The sequence below is a fragment of the Collinsella sp. AF33-16 genome, assembly GCF_003475325.1.
Classification (GTDB): domain Bacteria; phylum Actinomycetota; class Coriobacteriia; order Coriobacteriales; family Coriobacteriaceae; genus Collinsella.
The window spans coordinates 24,477-43,491 of sequence record NZ_QRQC01000001.1; the positions used below are offsets into that span (position 1 = coordinate 24,477).

The window sequence follows — 19,015 nt, forward strand, 5'->3', positions numbered from 1 at the left end:
TTGTCCTTCGTTCGATGTTGCAGATAAGCAGGAGGAGAGCTAGAGCGCCGCCTTTGACAGGTGTGGCGAGAGGCCGCCCGAGACGCAGCGCATGAGCCTTGACGCCTCCAGGGCGGCGAGCGCCATGGAGGCCATGAGCGCCGCGACCCATACGGCGAGAGACGCACCCTCGTACCAGAGGGGGAACGTCGCGCTCAGCAGCCAGAGCGCCGCGAGTACGGACATCGCGGGAGCGACGCTGGCGACGAGCGAGTTGCCCGGCAGACGGCGCGCCGCATAGAAGCAGGTGGCACACGAGCAGAAGAACGGCGTGCATGCGTACAGCAGTACGCGAAGCGCGTCGATCCCCGCGAGCGTTGGCACTGCCGCAACGGCGAGCGTAATCCAAAGCACGTCGGCCAGGCCGAAAAGCAAAAGCCTGCTCGCCAGCACTTGCACGCAGCTGAACCGGCATGAGTACTCCATCTCGCAGACGCGGGTCTCGAAGCTCTTGAATACCGATGGTGCCGCTATGGCAACCGAGAGGGCCGATGCCGCCATGACGACGATGGGGCTTCCCGAGTGCGGGCCGATCTCACCGACGAGAACGAGCATGCATGCCAGAAGCGCGATCTGGAGCATCCATGCCCAGGGACGCACGAACCGAACCTGGCTCGCGACGAACCGCCAGAGCGGGATGTAACCCGCCTCCCTCGCGCCTCCGCAGGCGCGAGCCGCCTCTGCTTCCACGAGCAGCAAGGTGCGCTTGCGCGCCGAAGCGTCGGGGGATGCCGCGTCAGCGGCGTAGTAGCTCCTCAGCGCATCCTTTAGCTTCGAGTCATTCATGGCCTTCTCCCATCAGTTCCTTGAGCCTGCCGAGCGCGCGCCGCTCGATTCGATAGAGGGCGAACCTCGACTTCCCCGTCACGGCGGAGATGTCGGACATAGGCAGGTCCTGGCCGTAGCGCAGCTCGATGATCTCGCGCTCCTCTTCCGTAAGGCGGGCAAGGGCGTCTGCCATGATCAGCCGTCCGTCCATGTCCACATGCCGCGCGTCAGGAATTGCCGGCGCATCGTCCTCGTCCAAGGTGCCAACCGGTTTTTGGCCTCGGTAGAAGTCGGCACAGACGTTGCGCGCGCAGGTGTAGAGATACGCGAGGGGCTTTCCATGCTCGGCGTATAGCGCATCGCTCCGCACGAGTCGAAGGAACACCTCCTGAGTCACGTCTCGGGCATCCTCTTTCGAGGGGAGCCTTCGCGCGCAGTAGCGGTATACCTCGTCGTAGTGCTCCTCTGCGAAGCGCCCCACCAAAGAGTCGTTTTCGCGGCCTGGCGCGTCCGTCCTGCCGTTGCTGCCGTATGGAAAGCCTTGCATTCTCTTCCCTCACCTCCTATAGGGCATAACGTGGTTTGGCGCCGGGATGTGCGCGGAATTTTGAAATTTACGTCCCATGCAATGGGGGAAACCGCAGTCAGCGATGCTCGGTGAGTGGCGGATATGCGAGGGTGTGGCAGGCAGAAAGGGAGCTTATTCGCTTTCCCAAACCGCTCTGGTCATTTGAACGAGACGCGCCGGAGACCGTAACCGTCCCGAGTCATCTTCCCCGACTTGAGGTTCTCCTGTGCGTCCTGCCATGCCTTGATGGCAGCGTCAAGCTTCTGGGCTCCCTTTGCCTTCGGGTCGATGCGCAGAGCGCCAGACGGGCTCATCGAGGAAATCGGCCTGCTATACGTCGGCGTCACGCGCGCTCGAAAGGCGGTATATGCCTCCGCCTCGATGCAGCGCAGGACAAAATCGGGGGACTATCAGGCCACCTGTCTCTCTTGTCTAATATCTATTCCGAGTATTGCACCTGTGGGCTGGGCGGTGATGGATGCGGAGAGCTGACTTCTGGTGCTACGAGACGTGTCCGCTATGGCCGTGAGAGCCGGTCAGCCGTCTTGTCCATGACCTCGCTGAGCATGGCCAGGCCGTTCTTCAGCTCGCCCTGCTTGGAGAAGTAGTCCCTGTGCGCCATGAATCGTCTGCGCAGGGCTCGGAGCTGCCCGGCGGCGTCCCCTCTTGCGTTCTCGCTCTTGGCTATGTGCATGTAGCAGAGGGCGAGGGCGGTGAAGTCGTGGACGATGGGCGCTCTCTTAGTGAGTGACACGAGCTCGCGGTCGATCCCCAGCTCCTCGACCGCCATGTGTCCAGGGTCTCCGTACTTCTCGATGAGCCCGCGGGTGTATGAGGACCCTCCCAGCCCGGCGAGACTCCTCTCGGTGTGCTCGGGGTCTATCCCGTCGAGCGAATCCGATGCAAGGTGCAGAATGGAGGCTAGAGCGGAGATGACGGTCTCGGCGTCCTGGGCGGCCAGGTCTCCGGACAGGCCCATGACCGTCGGGGCTTTCGACCGAACAGAGTCGAGATCGACCCTCTTCTCGAGTACCCTGACCTTTCTCTCGCGCTCGGAATTGAAGAAGGACGCCATGAGCTCGTAGGGATCGTCTCCCTCGTCCATGATCATCTTGTTGAGCTCGACCTTCATGTAGTGCTCGATGTCGAGCGTGAGGGAGAGGACTGTCTCGCGAAGGTGGTGGTCGAGCCTCGTGAGCTCGGCGAGGTGGGCGAAGTCGAGGTTGATGTAGGAGCCGAAGTGCTCCGAGTCGGGGTTGGTGTAGCGGGAGAAGCACTTCGCGAACGCCTTCACCTTGAAGAAGTTGCTCTCTCGCAGGAACCGCTCGGCCTCCCGCTCGTCTGTCAGCTCGAAGCGGACCCCTCGGTCCTTGAGGTGGCGGACTTGCTGGGCGGCGCCGATGAGTGGCCGTTCCCTTGTTGTGGCGGTGCCGGAATCTCCCATATCGGCTCCAAAAGATAAGAAAAATGCGGCTGAAGGTACAGGTACCCGCAGCCGCTAAAAGCCCTAGGGCTTTTCACAATGACTGAAGTATACCCGATTGAGGCGGACGGGGGAGGTGTTCGGATGAAGTTGATATTCAAGGGGGCCGACGGGAATCCAAGGCGCGCCATGCTTCTTATGTGCAGCAAAGGCAATCCTGCTAAAATACAAAGCGCTCATGTAGTTTAAACGCACGACGATAAGGAGCACCAGTGGGTAACCACTTCCGTACCTCCGGTGCGGGCGATGAAGCCCCCAAGACGCAGCCGAGCGTCGCGGGCAGTCGTTTCGCCACTCCGGATTCAGAGGATCAGCTGTTTAGCCCGATCCCCGCACAGCCGGCAGATCAGGCACAGCCGGCGGCAGATCCCTTTGCCTACAACCCCAACAACGATGTTGCGCTTTCCGGCACGGCTGGCTTTGAGCCCGTTCAGACGGTGACCGCCCGCGTGGCTCAGCCTCAGATGAGCGCCGCCACGCCGCAGCCTACCATGGCCGGCATCCCCGACCCCTTGGCCCCTGCGGCTCCCGCGCCGCAGCCCGCGCAGTCCGGTCTTTTTGCCGGCATTCCCGACCCCACGCAGCCTGCGGCTCCCGTGGTCGAGCGCGATCAGGCCGCCGAGGTTGCAAGCCTCGACAGCGCGCTCAACAACCCCGACTTCACGTCGGTGTTTGCGCCCATCGACCCGCAGGCCAGCCGCAAAAAGATGGCCAAGCAGGCCGGTGTCGAGCCCGTCATCCTTATGGAGCACGTCACCAAGATCTATCCGGCGCAGCCCAACAAGCCCGCACTCGACGACATCAACATCGAAATCTATCCGGGCGAGTTCGTCTTTTTGGTCGGTCACTCCGGCTCGGGTAAGACCACGCTGCTGTCGACGCTCAACCGCGACGTCAAGCCCACAAGCGGTCGCATTTTGGTCGCCGGCCAGGATCTCATGAAGATCAAGAACCGCAAAGTTCCGTTCCTGCGTCGTCAGATTGGCGCCGTGTTCCAGGACTTTAAGCTCCTGCCGCAAAAGACCGCCTACGAAAACGTGGCGTTTGCCCTGCAGTGCATCGGCAAGCCCAAGGGCGTCATTCGCAGCCAGGTGCCCGAGGTGTTGCGTCTGGTCGGTCTGGCCGACCAGATGGACTCGCTGCCCGATCAGCTTTCCGGTGGCGAGCAGCAGCGCGTGGCCGTTGCCCGCGCTATGGTCAACCGCCCGCCGCTGCTTATCTGCGACGAACCCACGGGCAACCTCGATCCGGCGATTTCGCTGGGCATCATGAAGCTGCTCGAGCGCATTAACCGCACCGGTACCACCGTGATCGTCGCTACGCACGACCGCGAGATGGTCGATAGCATGCACCGTCGCGTGATCGCCCTCGAGGGCGGCCACGTAATCCGCGACCAGGAGAGGGGAGGTTACGGCAACTATGGCACCAACTAACGTGGGCTACTCGCTCAAAGAGGCAATCAGCCACTTCTTCCGTGACTGGACCACCTCGCTCGGCGCCGTCATCACGATTTTCCTTTCGCTGTTTATCATCGGCCTGTTCATTATGGGTTCCGCGATGCTGAACTCCGTGATCGGCACCGTCGAGGATCAGGTCGTCATCAACGCCTTTATTAGCGATGACGCCGACCAGGCAGATGTTCAGGCCTTTGAGGCCGAACTCAAGACGTGGAGCAACGTCAAGTCCGTGACGTACAAGGACAAGGACGACGCACTGGCCGAGTACACGAGCAAGATGTCGGGTAACGCCGACGCTACCATGAGCGCGCTTGACGGTCAGAACCCACTGCCGGCTTCGTTTGCCATCGAGATGGACGATCCGTCCATGGTCGAGAGCACGGCCCAGAAGCTCAAGAAGAACGCCGATTTTCAGAAGATCGCGGACGACGGCGACGTTAACGCGAGCGTTCTGTACGGCCAGGAGGAAGTGAGCCGCCTGTTCCAGGTGACGAACTACATTCGTACCGCCGCTGTGGTGCTCGTCGGCCTGCTGACCTTTATCGCGTTCATTTTCATTAACAACACGATCCGCCTGTCCATTACGGCGCGTCGTCGTGAGATCGCGATCATGCGTCTGGTGGGCGCAAGCAACGGCTTCATTCGCGGGCCGTTCATTACCGAGGGCGTGCTGCAGGCCATTTTGGGCTCGCTGCTTTCCATCGGCGTGCTGGAGCTGCTGCGTAACCTGATGGTTCCGCGTTTGCAGGAGAGCATCGGTTGGATGTCGTTTGCGCTGCCGATGCAGTACTACCTGGTGACCTACGCCGCGCTGATTTTGGTCGGCGTCATTATCGGTCTCTTTGGTTCCGCCATCGCCATGCGCCGCTATCTGCGCGTGTAGGCGTGCTTGGAATTCGTTCCTTCAACGGGTCGTCTCTTTTGGGGGCGGCCCGTTTTTTGTCCCCTAGGGATCATTTGGGTAGACTCTTGGGGTGTAAGCGGCCATCGATAGTAAGGAGGCGCCATGGGGCGCAATAACAAGCATAAGCGTGGAGCTCGCAATAAGCGCGGGCCGGTGCGCAGCGAGCGTCGCCCGAGTCTGACCGGACGCGTGCAGCTCCATGAGCATAGCGCCTACGTTGTAACCGAAAACGGCGACTACAAGGTCATGGGCCGCGGCAAGCGCGAGATTATGGACGGCGATACCGTTGCCGTAAGTATTAAGAACAGCCCGCATGGCGAGCGACGCGCCGTAATTGAGGGCGTCGTTGAGCGTGCGGCCATCAGTGTGGTGGGCACGTACCAGACCGCCGGCCCGCTCGGGGTGATCGAGCCGCTTGATTCTCGCCTTAAGGCCGATTTCTTTGTTCTGCCGGAGGACACCTCGGCGGAGCGCTTGGGCGTTCATCCGGGTGATGCGGTCGTCGCGCGCATTCTGACATATCCGACGCGTCTGGAATCGGGCACCGTGACGATTGAGCGCCGTATTGGCGGCGATGATGCGCCCGATTTGGGCGTTCAGTATGTGATGGCGCGCTATGGCTATACCGACAGCTATCCCGAGGCCGCACTTGCCGAGGCCGAGGCGCTTTCGCTTGACGTGGCCTCGGCGCTCAAGGACCCGCTCCGCCGAGACCTGCGCGATCGCTTTGTCATTACGATTGATCCGGTCGACGCGCGCGACTTTGACGACGCCATCTCGCTGGAGCGCACGCTCGAGGGTGGCTACAAGCTGGGTGTCCATATTGCCGACGTTTCGCACTATGTTGCCTGGGACGGACATATCGATCTGGAAGCCCGCCATCGCACGACGTCGGTGTATCTTGCCGATCGCGTGCTGCCCATGTTGCCCGAGCGCCTGTCGAACGATTTGTGCTCGCTGCGTCCCGACGAGGATCGCCTGGCGTTTACCGTCGACATTGAGCTCGACGCGCAGGGTCGCGTGCGCCATTACGATCCCTATCCCAGCGTGATTCGCTCACGCGTGCGCATGGACTACGACGGCGCCGAGGCGCTGCTGGTACGTGCCGGTGCGGTGGAGTATTCGGTGCTGGAGGGTGCCGCCGAGGATGTTGCCGCGGTTGAAGCCTCGCGCGAGGAAGCGCTCGGGCGCGGGCTTGCGTGCGAGAAAACCGCCCGCGGCTATAACGTCGACTTGGGGGATTTCCTCGTAGCCGCCAACGAGCTCGCCGAGCTTCGCCGTCGTATTCGTCGCGCACGCGGTTCGGTCGACTTTGATACGGCCGAGATCCGTGCACTGTTGGACGAGGACGGTGTGCCCGTGCAGATCGTGGCCCGTGAGCGCTCGTGCGCCACGTCGCTGATTGAGGAAGCCATGCTGCTGGCCAACGAGTGCGTGGCGGAGTGGCTGGCCGACCGCGATATCGAGGCCTGCTATCGCGTGCACGACGATCCCAGTCCCGACAGCCTGCACGGTGCCGCCGTGGCGCTGGCGCAGCTGGGTATCATCGATGACCGTCGCGCGGCCGGCATTGCTCTGGGAAGCCCCGACGAGCTGCAGGCGGCGGTTGATGCCGCAGCCGGTACGGCCAATGCGCCGCTCGTCAACACGTTGCTACTGCGCAGTATGCAGCGCGCACTGTACAAGCCGCGCAACGAGGGCCACTTTGCACTTGCCGCGCCGTGCTATTGCCACTTTACGAGTCCCATTCGCCGCTATCCCGACCTGGTGGTGCATCGCGTACTCAAGTTGCAGCTGGCCTACGAGCGGCTGGGCGGCAAGGACGCCTTGGTGCGTACGCCGCGGCTGATCGGTAAGGGTCGCGAGTCCCTGCCGCGCATCCTGCCGCAAATCTGCCGCGCGTGCAGCGATGCCGAGCGTGCGGCCGACGCCGCCAGCCATGCGACGCAAAAGATCAAGATCGCCCAGTACTACGAGGACCGCCTGGGTGAGCGCTACGCCGGAACGATTTCGTGGGTCAGCAGCATGGGTCTCTTTGTGCGTTTGGATCTGACACAGGTTGAGGGTTTGGTTTCGATCAAGAGTCTGGGCAACGAGTGGTTTGAGTTTGATGAGGACGCGCTCACGCTCACGGGTGCCGACACGGGGACTCGCTACGAGCTGGGGCAGCGCGTGATCATCGAGGTCTCGCGCGTCAACACCACGCGCGGGCACTTGGATTTCAGGCTTATTCATTAGCCGGAATTTGGTGATTCATAGAGAACGGGGCGGTCTTTTGGGGCCGCCTTTTTTGTGCCGGCTCAGTCGTCTTTCCGCTCGCGCGCTTGCGTCTTCCGCCTGCTATAGGGGAGATAAAACCTACCAAAATAAACCTGTCCCTTTTTGGGAGGTTTACGAGAGAGCGGGGATGAGATGACAACGGTGTACGGGTATGCGCGGGTGAGCTCGCGTGATCAAAATCTGAATCGGCAGCTGGATGCGCTGGGCGCCTATGGCGTGGAACCGGCGAATATCTTTGCCGACCATGCGAGCGGCAAAGACTTCGATCGACCGCGGTATCGCGAGCTGCTGCACATCCTGGGAGACGGGGACGTGCTGGTGGTGCTTTCTATCGACCGGCTTGGCCGTAATTACTCCGAGATTCTTGAGGAATGGCGACGCATTACCAAGGAGCTCGGGGTTGCCATTGTGGTGTTGGACATGCCATTGCTTGACACGCGCGCCAGGGCCAGCGGCGCGCCGGATGTGACCAATACCCTGATTGCCGATATTGTGCTACAACTGCTGAGCTACGTGGCGCAGGTGGAGCGCGAGAATATTCATCGGCGCCAGGCGGAGGGGATTGCAGCGGCGCGGGCGCGAGGGGTCCGTTTCGGTCGACCTCGCAAGCCGTGCCCTCCTCAGTTTGAGCTGGTACGCGATAGCTATGAGGCAGGCGATATTACCCGCAGCCAGGCAGCAAAGTGCCTGGGCGTGTGCGTGGGGACGTTCGATCGCTGGATGCGCGAGGCGGGGTAGGGGTTTGCGTCGCTTTGGCGCTTCCTGTTGCGATTCAAATTTTGATACGGTGACGATGTCATTTGGGGCTACAGTCGCTGATATTCAAAAAAGGAGGTAGGCCCTTGGCGCGCGTAAAACAAATAATCGGATGGACCGCGATCGTTCTGTTTACTGCAACGCTGGCGGGCATCTGGGTGCTGACGGAGCAAAATGCGGTGGAGACGTCGTTGCTGAGCGAGTCCACCGCGCGTGTGGTGGAGGGTCAAGCTACGGGCGTACAGGCTGCCGATGTCGCGGGTGAAGCTCAGACCGAGAATGGGATGACCGGGGGCACCGATTCGGCTGCTTCGAATGTCCGGTCTGGCCGACTTGCTTCCATTCGCATGTGGGTGGGCACGAACGTCCGTCGCGTTGCCCATACCGTAGAGTTTTTCTTCGTCGGATTGTTCGCCTCGGTGGTCGTGGTTTGCTTTTCCAGGCGTCCGTGGAGCGTATGCTCCCGTTGCGTGCCCGTGTTGCTCTTTTGCGCCGTCTGCTCCGTTGGCGATCAGGTACATAAGATCTTTGTTCCCGGCAGGCATTTCGACGTTATCGATTTAGGATTCGATGCTGCGGGCTATGTTACCGCGATGCTGTTGGTATTGCTGGCAGCGGTGTTGGTGCGCCATGCGACTCGGCCGATCGGCGCCCATGCGAGGCGCTAGCCGGTAACAAGCCCGTTTTTGATAATGCGACCTTGTTGAATTATTTTGTGTCGCGCGTATTTCCGAGCGGTCGGATTTGAGGGGCGAGCGGTAGAACGCTCGCCCTTTGTGCGCCACGATGCGGCACAATGTACCGCAAAAGCTGTTTGTATCCGGTACGAATCGTTCGTTGGTCTTTAATTCTTCTCAACGGAGGTGTTTGAGATGGCAAACGGATTGCTTTTGCGGCTTCGCGAGCGTGAGCTCAGCGCGAGCCCGGCGGAACGCAATGTCATCGCATATGTAAGCGCTCATCCGCACGAGGTGGTCGGGCTGTCCGTCCGCGGTCTTGCCGATGTCACGTTCTCCTCGCCCTCGAGCATTTTGCGCTTTTGCAAGCGTTTGGGTTTTGCGGGCTACAAGGAGTTCCAGCGCGAACTGATTGCCGAGCTGGCGCTCTTAGGTGACAAGAAAGACGTAGCCCTCGAGGACATCTCCATGGATGACAGCGTCGAACGTATCGTGGGGAAGGTGATGAAAAGCAACGTGCGCACGATCGAGGCGACGGCACGAACGCTCGATTACACCGTCTTGGAGCGATGCGCGGCCCGTCTTAAGCGAGCACGCGCGGTCAATCTGTTCGGTATTGGTGCCTCCCGTTTGGTCGCGCACGATCTGGCGCAAAAGCTCATGCGTGTCGACAAGGAGTGCCATCTGTACGACGACTGGCATGATCAGCTCTTGTGTGCCAAGAACATGCATGAGGGCGATATGGCAATCGCCTTTAGCTACTCGGGCTTGACGCAAGAGGTGCTGGACTGCACCGCCGAGGCTCAACGTCACAACTGTCCCGTTGTGGCCGTTACCAAAGTAGATGGATCATCCAAGCTTGCCACCGTGGCCGATGCCGTGCTCGGCGTCGCTGCGAGTGAACCCTTGGTCCGCAGCGGTGCCATGGCTTCGCGTATGGCCCAGCTTATGGTTGTCGATGCCCTGTACGCTGCTTACGTTGCGAGCGATTACGAACGGGTGACGCATGTCATTAAGCAAAACTACATCGAGAAACAGGAAAGATGAGGTGAATGAAATGCTCGATTTAACAAAATTCACGACCGAACAGCGTAATCAAAGTTCAATGGACCTCGATACGATGACATCGCTGCAAATCGTCACGACGATGAATGATGAGGATCTTCGTGCCGTCCAGTCGGTCACGAAGGTGTTGCCCCAGGTTGCCACAGCAATCGACTGGGCTGCTGAGGCACTCGAGCGCGGCGGGCGCGTCTTTTACATGGGTGCAGGCACCAGCGGTCGTCTGGGTGTACTCGACGCTTCGGAGTGTCCGCCCACGTTTGGCGTGTCACCCGATCTGATTGTCGGGCTCATTGCCGGAGGCGAGATGGCGTTTATCAAGGCTGTCGAAGGTGCCGAAGACAGCGAGGAGCTTGGCGCGAGCGACCTGCGGGAGCGTGGACTCTCGGACAAGGATCTTGTCGTTGGCCTGGCGGCAAGCGGCCGTACTCCCTATGTGGTGGGCGGCCTTGTGTACGCCAAGGCAACTGGGTGCAAGACCATTGCAATTGCCTGCAACCAAGGGTCGAAGATCGGGAAGAGCGCAGATCTTGCCATTGAACCCGTGCCCGGTCCCGAGGTACTGACCGGCTCAACGAGGCTCAAGGCGGGAACGGTTCAAAAGCTCATTCTCAACATGATTTCGACCGGTGCCATGGTCAAGATCGGCAAGGTATACCAAAACCTGATGGTCGATGTGCAGCAGACGAACGAGAAGTTGGTGGTGCGCGGCCAGAACATCGTGATGGAGGCGACCGGCTGCACGCGCGAGTGCGCTATTCAGGCGCTTGCAGATGCCGGCGGCCACGTAAAAACCGCTATTGTCTCGGTACTGCTGGACTGCGATGCCGAGCAGGCTGCGGTAGCTCTTGAGCGAGCGCGAGGCCATGTCCGTGCTGCGGTGAGTGGCCATGAGAAGAGCGATGCCGATGCCCAATAGGTGCGCGGCGTGAGCTGATATGACATCCAGACGAGATACCCAATACAAGGAGGAGTTATGACGAACAAAGAGCTGGCTCAAAAGCTGCTGGACCTTTTGGGCGGTAAAGACAACGTGCTGGCAAACGCGGCGTGCATGACGCGCCTGCGCGTGACCGTCAAAGACACGGGCAGCGTCGACACGGAGGGTATTGAGGCACTCGACGGCGTGATGGGCTTGGTCGAGGACGACACGATGCAGATCGTGCTGGGGCCGGGCAAGGTGAATAAGGTGCTCGAGGAGTTCTCCAAGCTCACCGGCCTTGCGAAAGGCGTTGCCGACGAGAGCGTGGTTGACGCTGCGGCCACAAACAAGGCCGCGCAGAAGGCAAAGTACGAGTCCAAGCCGGTTCAGGCCTTCCTCAAGAAGATTTCCAATGTCTTCGTCGCCCTGCTTCCCGGCATCATTGCGGCTGGCCTCATCAACGGTATCTGCAACGTCATTAACGTCTCGACGGCAGGCGCGCTTGCAGGCGAGTGGTGGTACCAGGGCATTCGTTCCATGGGCTGGGCCCTGTTTGCCTATCTACCCATCTTGGTGGGCTATAACGCGGCACGTGAGTTTGGCGGCTCCGCTGCGCTGGGCGGCATCGCCGGCATGATGTGTATCGCCAACAGTGCCATGCCCCTGCTTGCGCCTGGCGCGGCTGATCCTGCCACTGCCATTCTGCTGCCGCTCACCAATGCGCAGTACAACCCCGCAGCGGGCGGCATGATCGCGGCTCTTATCGCTGGCGCATTTTTTGCCTGGATGGAGCGTCAGATTCGCAAGGTTATGCCCAACGCACTCGACACGTTCTTGTCCCCGCTGCTGGTGCTCATCATCGGCGCCTTTGCTCTGATGCTCGTCATCCAGCCGGTTGGCGCATGGCTGACGACTGCCATCTTTAGCGTTTTGACCTTTATCTTCGAGAAGCTGGGCGTCCTGGGCGGCTATATCCTGTCGGCAGGCTTCTTGCCGCTGGTTTCCGTCGGCCTGCATCAGGCGCTCACGCCGATCCACGCTATGCTCAACGATCCCGACGGTGCTACCAAGGGTATCAATTACCTGCTTCCCATCCTTATGATGGCTGGCGGCGGCCAGGTCGGTGCCGGTCTGGCGCTGTACTTTAAGACCAAGAACGCCAAGCTCAAGAAGTACGTCGCAGAGTCCATTCCCGTTGGAATCCTGGGTGTGGGCGAGCCTCTGATGTATGCCGTTACGCTGCCGCTCGTTCGTCCGTTTGTGACGGCCTGCCTGGGTGCCGGATTTGGCGGCGCGCTCGCGGCGCTGCTTCACATCGGCACGGTTTCTCAGGGCGTTTCCGGTCTGTTTGGCCTGCTGATCGTCGTTCCTGGCCAGCAGCTCGGCTACGTTGCCGCTATGCTGCTTGCCTATGCCGCCGGCTTTGTCCTGACGTGGTTCTTTGGCGTCGACGAGCAGAAGATCAATGAGTTCTTTGGCGAGTAGTTTGATATCGTGAGCCGTGTTGCTCGGGGTTCGCGGCGCGCGGCAGATTTCTTGATGCTATGGTTGTGCCGGCGGGGCTAACTGCTCCGCCGGCCTTTTTTAAAGGAGCGTTGTAGCGTGAAAACGGGTATTTCGATTTATCTTTCCAGCCCTTTGCAGGATATTGAGCGGACGATTGAGCGTGGTGCCGCGGCGGGTGCGCGCTACGCGTTCACCTCACTGCATATTCCCGAGGATGGGGGAGCGGCGTATGCCGATAAGGTCCGTCATGTGCTGTCGCTGCTCTCCGCCCGCGGCATTGCGCTCATTGCCGATGTGGGGCCTCGCACGTGCGAGTTGCTCGGGCTTGAGCGCATCGAGGACCTGCGCGATCTGGGGTTGGAATACCTTCGTTTGGACTATGGCTTTAGCGCCCAACGGGTCGCGGAGCTGTCCGGTGTATTTCGCATAGTGGTCAATGCATCGACGGTGAGTTCTGATGAAATCGCATCGTGGCGTGAGGCCGGTGCCGATGTGACTCGTTTTGCCGCCTGCCACAATTTTTACCCCAAGCCTTATACCGGTTTAGCTCTGGAGGACATTGCTCGGGTGAATCTTCGTCTTGCGGCGCTTGGATTCGAAATCATGGCTTTTGTGCCGGGTGATGCCAACGTTCGCGGGCCGGTATTCGAGGGACTGCCGACGGTCGAGGCGCAGCGCGGTCGCGCGTCAAAGGTTGCCCTCAACATGCTTGAGCTTGCACATGGCGCCGATTGCGACATTGTGTTGGTCGGCGACCCCGATCTTTCCGATGCGGGCTGGACGCAGTTTGCTCATGTTTCCGCCGGATACGTGGACCTGCAATGCGAGCTTGAGCCCGGTTATGCCTATGTACGTGGGCAGATTCATCACGACCGACCCGATTCGAGCACCCTCATCTTTAGGTCTCAGGAGTCGCGTACGACGCTTAAGCCGGATTCCGTGCCGATGGATGCCGGTGCCGGCCTGTCACGAAAGACGGGGTCGATCGCTGTGAGCAATAGCGGCTATGGGCGCTACGAAGGCGAGCTTGAGATTGCGCGGGTCGATCTTCCCGGTGACGAGCGCATGAACGTTGCGGGTCATATCACGCCCGAGGCAATGGAGCTGCTGCCGTTCATCAAACGCGGATTCGGGGTACGGTTCGTTTAGCGTGTGACCCGTGGGCTACAATTGGCCCATCATGCGAAGGCGCCTCGTGTGGCGTGTGCCTGCGTTGGCCGATCTATATTCGGAGGATTTCCATGACCGTACTGTTTGTTGAATATCCCAAGTGCTCGACCTGTAAAAAGGCTAAGGCATGGCTGGACGAACATGGGGTTGAGTATATCGACCGCGATATCGTTTTGGACAATCCCACGGCTGATGAGCTTGCGACCTGGACTGCTCGTTCGGGGCTGCCGGTGCGGCGCTTCTTTAATTCGTCGGGCATGAAATATCGAGAGCTGGGCCTGAAGGCGCGTCTAGATGCGGGCATGACGGATCGGGAGTGCTACGAGCTGCTGGCGACCGACGGCATGCTGGTCAAGCGTCCGCTGTTGGTGGGCGACGACTTTGCGATTCCCGGCTTTAGGGAATCGGCTTGGGTCGAGGCGTTGCTGTAGCGGCTGCGGAAAGTGCGACCCGTTTTGAGCTTCGATTACGGGATACGGTTTCCGGTTGAGGGCTCGATGGGAAAGTGGGGACCGGTTTGAGCTTGAAATCTGGGACGCACTTTCCGCCGGCAGGCTTGCCCCAGTCAGTCCTCCAACTGCGCCCATTCGTGCGGATCGTAGACCTTTACGTGCTTGTTGGGCTTGCCGCTCCAGTACTCCTCGTCCATAAAGGGCAGATATGCCTGAACGCCGGGGCAGATAAAGGGGATCCGCTGCTGTTGCAGTCGCTCGCGCTGGCGCTGCTCCAGGTGCGCCTCGGATATGACGGTCGGCATACCGGACAGCTCGACGAGGCTTGCCTGGATTCGCTTAAGGTCGGGGAGTCCCGCGTGCCATGACATCCGCATGATCAAAAAGGATGCACGGCGGTATTTTGCCTGCATCACCGTGATGGCGGGGCGCAGAGTGGGATGGATTTTGTCCCGTTCGGGCCAAAGGTCAGCAGTGATCTCGAGGCCCAGGGTCTCCCATAGGTAATCAAGCTCTTCGTCCATGGCGCCTCGATATCTACGTGATCATTGATGCTTCGATTGTGTTGCCTGGTGCTATCGTTTTCGCGGTAGAATCTGCCAACGGTTGACGGCTACCGCTCGCGGCGTTTTGCCCTTCGTGTACAGCGGTCGGCTTCACAGGTCCTTCACGGGTTGGACTAAATTAGGCCAATTTGACTGAATTTTAAAAAAGTCAAAATTGGGGCTTGCGTCACGGCGGTACTTCCCGTATATTTCTTTCTTGCGCAAAGGCACAGCCGAGCGCAGCGATGCAGTCATTGGGATGTCGTCTAATGGCAGGACAGCGGATTCTGGTTCCGTCAATGGGGGTTCGACTCCCTCCATCCCAGCCATTGCATTTGCTACATATGGCCCGTTCGTCTAGCGGTTTAGGACGCCGCCCTCTCAAGGCGGAGATCACCAGTTCGAATCTGGTACGGGCTACCAAAATTGAACGCCCCGGGCCTCGTTAGAGACCCGGGTTTTGTGTATTGACCGATATTTAAGGCGCGCGTTGAGTCTGCCGCCCGGACCGAGGAGTTGTCATGGACCTGCCTATCAGCTTGGAAGACATCACGTATGCCGAGAACTATCTGGCGCAGGGCGACCTGGCTACGGCGACGCCGCTGCTTGAGCGTCTGGTGGAGCTCGCCGAGGAGTATATCGACGCTGAGTGCAAGACGGAGGAGAAGCGCCAGTACTTTAGCTTCGACAGCAAGTTTGAGCGCCTGGCCTATCGCCGTGTGGAGAAGGATCCGCGCGAGCTGGTGCAGGTCGAGGTTCCCTTTGACCGCCTGTACTCCGACATGGCGTTTGCCTACATTCGCCAGCAGGATTATGTGTGTGCTCGGAATGCCCTGATGCAGGCCGTGCGTTGGGATCCCATGAACTGCAACTATCGCTTGGACTTGGCCGAGCTGTTCCGCGCGCTCGAGGACAAGCAGGAGTGGGCATCGCTCTCGTTCTCGGTGCTGGAGCGCGCGAGCGACGGTAAGTGCGCCGCACGCGCCTACACCAACTTGGGTCAGTACTTCTTGGAGCCCGAGACCGAGAACATTTCGGCTGCCGTGGGCTGCGCGCGTCTGGCGCTGCGCCTGGCACCCAATGATGCGCATACGACGCGCCTGCTCAACAAGATCCATACCACCTATCCGGATGCCGCGGACGAGAGTGACGACCATGTGATGGGTGAGCTCGCCCTGCAGGGCGTGCCGACCTCGCCTTCGGCCGAGATCGCCATCTGCCTGATCATGTGCGCGACCGATGCTGCAAGCGACGGCGACAAGCAGGAGGCTACGCGTCTGACGGTCCGTGCCCGCGACCTGGTGGGCGAGGAGGCATGCGCGGCGATTATCAAGCTGGTGCGCGAGAGCGATGCCGAGCTTAATGCCGAGCGCAGGGCAAAGCGCGAGGCTGCGGGCTCAAACGCCAATGGCGCCAAGGAGGCCGGCGATGCCCAGTAAGCGCGAGCGCAAGCTCATTTCCAAGAATCGCTCGGCACATCACGAGTACTTTATCGATGAGACGTTTGAGTGCGGTATTGAGCTGAGCGGTACCGAGGTCAAGTCGATTCGCGAGCGCGCGTGCCAGATTACCGATACCTTTGCACTGATTCGTGGCGGGGAGTGCTGGCTCGTCGGCCTGCATATCCACCCTTATAGCCATGGTGGCGTGTGGAATCGCGATCCCGACCGTCGGCGCCGTCTGCTGCTGCACCGCAAGGAGATCGACTTTCTTGACGGCAAACTTCGCAACCGTGGTTATGCGCTGGTTCCGTTGGAGCTCTACTTTAATACCGACGGTCGCGTAAAACTGCTGCTGGGCCTGGGTCGCGGCAAGAAGCTCTACGACAAGCGCGAGGACATGGCCAAGCGTGATGTCCAACGCGAGATCGACCGCGCCCTCAAGGAACGCAACCGCTGACCGTCCTTCATAAGTTGCGGTGGAATACGGACTGTTTTGCCTGTTTGAGGGGCTATTCAGTCCTTATTTCACCGCAACTGCGGGCGTCTCATCTTGCTTATACTGTTTTGACACATATGTCTCAAAGGTGGTGTCCGTTGTGGGCGCCGCCTTTTTTGTGGGTACATACATCCATGAGGTTCCAACCCGGGTTAGGGGAGTGATTGTTATGGACAAAACTGCGTTCTTTACCATGCCGAGCGGTCTGTACGTGGTGAGCGCCGCGGCAGACGGGCTGCGCGCCGGCTGCGTCATCAACACTGCGGTGCAGGTGACGTCCATGCCGCCGCGCATTTCGGTTGCCGTGAACAAGGACAACGTCACCTCGGGCGTCATCGCTTCGGCCAAAGCGTTCGCGCTGACCGTGATCGATCAGACCGCCGATATGCTCTACATCGGTAACTTTGGGTTCCGCACCAGCAGCGATTATGACAAGTTTGCCAAATACGAGACCCGCGAGACGGCTCTGGGCATGCCCTATGTGCCCGAGCACGCGGCGGCCCTGTTTAGCTGCCATTTGATCGACACTGTGGATGTTGGCACGCATCTACTGTTTATCGGCGAGGTCGAGGATGCCGAGCGCTTGAGTGACGAGACGCCGCTCACCTACGATTACTACCATAAGGTCCTGAAGGGCAAGACGCCTCCGAAGGCGTCCTCGTATCAAGGCTAGAAATGTTTTAAAAGTACTTGCATTATATTATTGAGAATCTATACTGATAAATGAAGTACATCACCAGTCGCGTTTGAGAGGAGAACATCATGGCTGAGGAGAAGAAGACGTATAAGTTCGTGTGCGTCGTTTGCGGTTACGAGGTTGAGGTCGATACGCCCGAGCTGCCCGAGGATTATGTGTGCCCGGTGTGCGGCGTCGGTCCCGATCAGTTTGAGCTCGTCGAGGAGTAGCTCGCAGACACACGGCGAAAGCCGAACATAGCTCTGTCCAAGGGCCTCGGTCGAATTCTCGGCCGGGGCCCTTTTCCTCCGCCCCCAAGGGATCACGGTTGCTGTTGGCCGATCCTGTCTGTTGTGAGTCCGGCCGACCTTTTGTCTTAACCCGCCACATCTAACGGTGGAAATTGGGCCCACTTGTTACATATCGAGACAAACCAAAACCGTCCGGCAGAAGATCTCAATCTGTAACATCTAGACATCGAAAGCGGGTCTAGATGTTGCAGATCGAGACGTTTGCCTGAGTAGGTGCCCCGCCCCATTACATCCCTGTCAACAACACGACATCGAGAATCGTCACGATGGCACCGATCCCTACGAGCAGCGCGTTGAGCGGGCGCGAATTGGCATATTTGCCCATGACGCGGCGTGAGCTGGTGAGCCGTATGAGCACAAAGACCGTAATCGGCAGCTGAAGCGACAGCAGCGCCTGACTCCAGATGAGACCTTCAAAAGGATTTGGAACGACCAGGCACGCCGCCACTGCTCCGGCGAAACAGGCCGCCACCCCGACCGAGGAATGTCGGTCGTGGATGTCGTATTCCTCGTCGAACATGCCCGCGGTGATGGTGCCCGCCGCCATGCCCGCCGTCACACTACTCGAGAGGCCCGCAAACAGCAGCGCTACCGCAAAGATGGTCGAGCTCGCCGGGCCCAAGATGGGGGAGAGCGTGGCCGCTGCGACGGCGAGGTCGTCTACGACCATGCCGTGCGCAAAGAAGGTCGTTGCGGCCAGGATGACCATGGCCGAGTTGATTGCCCAGCCCACGCCCATCGAAAAGAGCGTGTCGAAGAGCTCGTAGCGCAGACGCTCTTCGATAACCTGCTCGCCTTGGCCTTCGAAGTGCATGGATTGGATGACCTCGGAGTGCAGAAAAAGGTTGTGTGGCATAACGACCGCACCCAGAACGCTCACGATAATCGCGGCAGAGCCAGTGGGCATACTGGGCGTGATCCAGCTTGCGGCGGCTTGCGGCCAGTCGACCTTGACTAGTGCAAGCTCGGCCAAAAACGAGAGTCCTACCACGCCTACGAAGGCGATGATCCAGCGTTCGGCTCGCTTGTAGGAGTTCGTCATGAGCATCGCCATCGATACTGCCGCCACGATGACGCAGCCCGCACGCACGGGCAGCCCAAAGAGCATTTGAAGGGCAATCGCGCCGCCCAGGACTTCGGCCATGGCGGTGGCGATGGTCGCGAGATAGGCGCTGCCGAGCACCGCGCGTCCCACGATGCGGGGGAGAAAGCGGGTCGTGGCCTCGGCAAGGCAGGCGCCCGTGGCGATGCCCAAGTGCGCCGCGTTGTGCTGCAGCACGATGAGCATAATCGTGGACAGCGTGACGATCCACAGCAGCGCGTAGCCAAACTGCGAGCCCGCGGCCATATTGGAGGCCCAGTTGCCCGGGTCGATAAAGCCGACGGTCACGAGCAGCCCGGGGCCGATATGCCGCGCAATGTCTAGGCCTCCGTGACCACCGGTGCGTCGGGAGCCAAAGTGTTGTTTGAGATGGTTGAGCATGGTGCGCTCCTGCGTATG

At 60.0% G+C, this 19,015-nt stretch carries 19 protein-coding genes and 2 tRNA genes; 16 read left to right on the plus strand and 5 right to left on the minus strand.

Annotated elements, in window-relative coordinates:
* Positions 1-39: 39 nt before the first annotated feature.
* From DWZ52_RS00110 to DWZ52_RS00120, 3 genes are all read right to left on the minus strand, one after another.
* Positions 40-825: a hypothetical protein gene (locus DWZ52_RS00110; RefSeq protein WP_118384603.1), complete on the minus strand. Its 786-nt coding sequence runs from the start codon at positions 823-825 to the stop codon at positions 40-42.
* Positions 818-1,354: an RNA polymerase sigma factor gene (locus DWZ52_RS00115; protein ID WP_118094474.1), complete on the minus strand. Its 537-nt coding sequence runs from the start codon at positions 1,352-1,354 to the stop codon at positions 818-820. Before DWZ52_RS00115 ends, DWZ52_RS00110 begins: the two co-directional genes overlap by 8 nt.
* Positions 1,355-1,892: 538 nt before the next feature.
* Positions 1,893-2,819 (minus strand): Abi family protein, encoded by a 927-nt coding sequence (locus DWZ52_RS00120; RefSeq protein WP_118384604.1) that lies wholly within the window; start codon positions 2,817-2,819, stop codon positions 1,893-1,895.
* Between the two features lie 251 nt (positions 2,820-3,070).
* On the opposite strand from DWZ52_RS00120, the gene ftsE reads away from it, so the two are divergent.
* From ftsE to DWZ52_RS00170, 10 genes are all read left to right on the plus strand, one after another.
* Positions 3,071-4,291, plus strand: a complete 1,221-nt coding sequence (gene ftsE / locus DWZ52_RS00125; RefSeq protein ID WP_118384605.1) for a cell division ATP-binding protein FtsE — start codon at positions 3,071-3,073, stop codon at positions 4,289-4,291.
* Positions 4,278-5,198, plus strand: a complete 921-nt coding sequence (gene ftsX, locus DWZ52_RS00130; RefSeq protein ID WP_118384606.1) for a permease-like cell division protein FtsX — start codon at positions 4,278-4,280, stop codon at positions 5,196-5,198. Before ftsE ends, ftsX begins: the two co-directional genes overlap by 14 nt.
* A 123-nt stretch (positions 5,199-5,321) precedes the next feature.
* A complete protein-coding gene (locus tag DWZ52_RS00135) occupies positions 5,322-7,457 on the plus strand; it encodes a ribonuclease R family protein (protein WP_118384607.1) in 2,136 nt (711 codons plus the stop codon).
* A gap of 174 nt (positions 7,458-7,631) precedes the next feature.
* Positions 7,632-8,237, plus strand: coding sequence for a recombinase family protein (locus DWZ52_RS00140; RefSeq protein WP_118384608.1), 606 nt, complete (start codon positions 7,632-7,634; stop codon positions 8,235-8,237).
* A gap of 104 nt (positions 8,238-8,341) precedes the next feature.
* On the plus strand, positions 8,342-8,923 hold the full coding sequence (locus DWZ52_RS00145; protein WP_117641029.1) for a VanZ family protein: 582 nt from the start codon (positions 8,342-8,344) through the stop codon (positions 8,921-8,923).
* Between the two features lie 204 nt (positions 8,924-9,127).
* Positions 9,128-9,979: a MurR/RpiR family transcriptional regulator gene (locus tag DWZ52_RS00150; RefSeq protein ID WP_117641028.1), complete on the plus strand. Its 852-nt coding sequence runs from the start codon at positions 9,128-9,130 to the stop codon at positions 9,977-9,979.
* A 10-nt stretch (positions 9,980-9,989) separates the two neighbouring features.
* Positions 9,990-10,913, plus strand: a complete 924-nt coding sequence (gene murQ / locus DWZ52_RS00155; RefSeq protein ID WP_117641027.1) for an N-acetylmuramic acid 6-phosphate etherase — start codon at positions 9,990-9,992, stop codon at positions 10,911-10,913.
* Between the two features lie 57 nt (positions 10,914-10,970).
* The gene (locus DWZ52_RS00160) at positions 10,971-12,401 is read left to right on the plus strand and encodes a PTS transporter subunit EIIC (protein ID WP_117641026.1); all 1,431 of its coding nucleotides are present in this window, start codon (positions 10,971-10,973) and stop codon (positions 12,399-12,401) included.
* Between the two features lie 117 nt (positions 12,402-12,518).
* Positions 12,519-13,571 (plus strand): MupG family TIM beta-alpha barrel fold protein, encoded by a 1,053-nt coding sequence (locus tag DWZ52_RS00165; protein ID WP_117641025.1) that lies wholly within the window; start codon positions 12,519-12,521, stop codon positions 13,569-13,571.
* A gap of 92 nt (positions 13,572-13,663) precedes the next feature.
* Positions 13,664-14,023, plus strand: coding sequence for an arsenate reductase family protein (locus DWZ52_RS00170; RefSeq protein WP_117641024.1), 360 nt, complete (start codon positions 13,664-13,666; stop codon positions 14,021-14,023).
* A gap of 134 nt (positions 14,024-14,157) precedes the next feature.
* On the opposite strand, the gene DWZ52_RS00175 is transcribed toward DWZ52_RS00170, so the two are convergent.
* Positions 14,158-14,568, minus strand: coding sequence for a hypothetical protein (locus DWZ52_RS00175; RefSeq protein ID WP_117564211.1), 411 nt, complete (start codon positions 14,566-14,568; stop codon positions 14,158-14,160).
* A gap of 276 nt (positions 14,569-14,844) precedes the next feature.
* Between DWZ52_RS00175 and DWZ52_RS00180 the strand changes: the two genes are divergently transcribed.
* The 6 genes from DWZ52_RS00180 (at position 14,845) to DWZ52_RS00205 (ending at position 17,433) form a co-directional block, all read left to right on the plus strand.
* Positions 14,845-14,918, plus strand: a tRNA-Gln gene (locus DWZ52_RS00180).
* 17 nt (positions 14,919-14,935) lie between these two features.
* Positions 14,936-15,012, plus strand: a tRNA-Glu gene (locus DWZ52_RS00185).
* Between the two features lie 98 nt (positions 15,013-15,110).
* Positions 15,111-16,028, plus strand: a complete 918-nt coding sequence (locus DWZ52_RS00190) for a hypothetical protein (protein ID WP_118384609.1) — start codon at positions 15,111-15,113, stop codon at positions 16,026-16,028.
* Positions 16,018-16,488: an SsrA-binding protein SmpB gene (smpB, locus tag DWZ52_RS00195; protein ID WP_006235325.1), complete on the plus strand. Its 471-nt coding sequence runs from the start codon at positions 16,018-16,020 to the stop codon at positions 16,486-16,488. Before DWZ52_RS00190 ends, smpB begins: the two co-directional genes overlap by 11 nt.
* 208 nt (positions 16,489-16,696) lie before the next feature.
* Positions 16,697-17,200 carry a flavin reductase family protein gene (locus DWZ52_RS00200; RefSeq protein ID WP_055251877.1) on the plus strand — a complete coding sequence of 168 codons (504 nt, stop codon included), beginning with the start codon at positions 16,697-16,699 and terminating at the stop codon, positions 17,198-17,200.
* A gap of 89 nt (positions 17,201-17,289) precedes the next feature.
* Positions 17,290-17,433, plus strand: coding sequence for a rubredoxin-like domain-containing protein (locus DWZ52_RS00205; RefSeq protein ID WP_055251878.1), 144 nt, complete (start codon positions 17,290-17,292; stop codon positions 17,431-17,433).
* A gap of 307 nt (positions 17,434-17,740) precedes the next feature.
* Here the strand turns inward: DWZ52_RS00205 and DWZ52_RS00210 are convergent, their stop codons facing one another.
* Positions 17,741-18,997 (minus strand): Nramp family divalent metal transporter, encoded by a 1,257-nt coding sequence (locus DWZ52_RS00210; protein WP_117639824.1) that lies wholly within the window; start codon positions 18,995-18,997, stop codon positions 17,741-17,743.
* Between the last annotated feature and the right edge of the window lie 18 nt (positions 18,998-19,015).

Bases quoted from the DNA above. Each gene is read 5' to 3' on its own strand.
- DWZ52_RS00110 (WP_118384603.1), bottom strand. From the start codon at position 825: ATGAATGACTCGAAGCTAAAGGATGCGCTGAGGAGCTACTACGCCGCT.
- DWZ52_RS00115 (WP_118094474.1), bottom strand. From the start codon at position 1,354: ATGCAAGGCTTTCCATACGGCAGCAACGGCAGGACGGACGCGCCAGGC.
- DWZ52_RS00120 (WP_118384604.1), bottom strand. From the start codon at position 2,819: ATGGGAGATTCCGGCACCGCCACAACAAGGGAACGGCCACTCATCGGC.
- ftsX (WP_118384606.1), top strand. From the start codon at position 4,278: ATGGCACCAACTAACGTGGGCTACTCGCTCAAAGAGGCAATCAGCCAC.
- DWZ52_RS00135 (WP_118384607.1), top strand. From the start codon at position 5,322: ATGGGGCGCAATAACAAGCATAAGCGTGGAGCTCGCAATAAGCGCGGG.
- DWZ52_RS00140 (WP_118384608.1), top strand. From the start codon at position 7,632: ATGACAACGGTGTACGGGTATGCGCGGGTGAGCTCGCGTGATCAAAAT.
- DWZ52_RS00150 (WP_117641028.1), top strand. From the start codon at position 9,128: ATGGCAAACGGATTGCTTTTGCGGCTTCGCGAGCGTGAGCTCAGCGCG.
- murQ (WP_117641027.1), top strand. From the start codon at position 9,990: ATGCTCGATTTAACAAAATTCACGACCGAACAGCGTAATCAAAGTTCA.
- DWZ52_RS00160 (WP_117641026.1), top strand. From the start codon at position 10,971: ATGACGAACAAAGAGCTGGCTCAAAAGCTGCTGGACCTTTTGGGCGGT.
- DWZ52_RS00170 (WP_117641024.1), top strand. From the start codon at position 13,664: ATGACCGTACTGTTTGTTGAATATCCCAAGTGCTCGACCTGTAAAAAG.
- DWZ52_RS00175 (WP_117564211.1), bottom strand. From the start codon at position 14,568: ATGGACGAAGAGCTTGATTACCTATGGGAGACCCTGGGCCTCGAGATC.
- DWZ52_RS00190 (WP_118384609.1), top strand. From the start codon at position 15,111: ATGGACCTGCCTATCAGCTTGGAAGACATCACGTATGCCGAGAACTAT.
- smpB (WP_006235325.1), top strand. From the start codon at position 16,018: ATGCCCAGTAAGCGCGAGCGCAAGCTCATTTCCAAGAATCGCTCGGCA.
- DWZ52_RS00200 (WP_055251877.1), top strand. From the start codon at position 16,697: ATGGACAAAACTGCGTTCTTTACCATGCCGAGCGGTCTGTACGTGGTG.
- DWZ52_RS00205 (WP_055251878.1), top strand. From the start codon at position 17,290: ATGGCTGAGGAGAAGAAGACGTATAAGTTCGTGTGCGTCGTTTGCGGT.
- DWZ52_RS00210 (WP_117639824.1), bottom strand. From the start codon at position 18,997: ATGCTCAACCATCTCAAACAACACTTTGGCTCCCGACGCACCGGTGGT.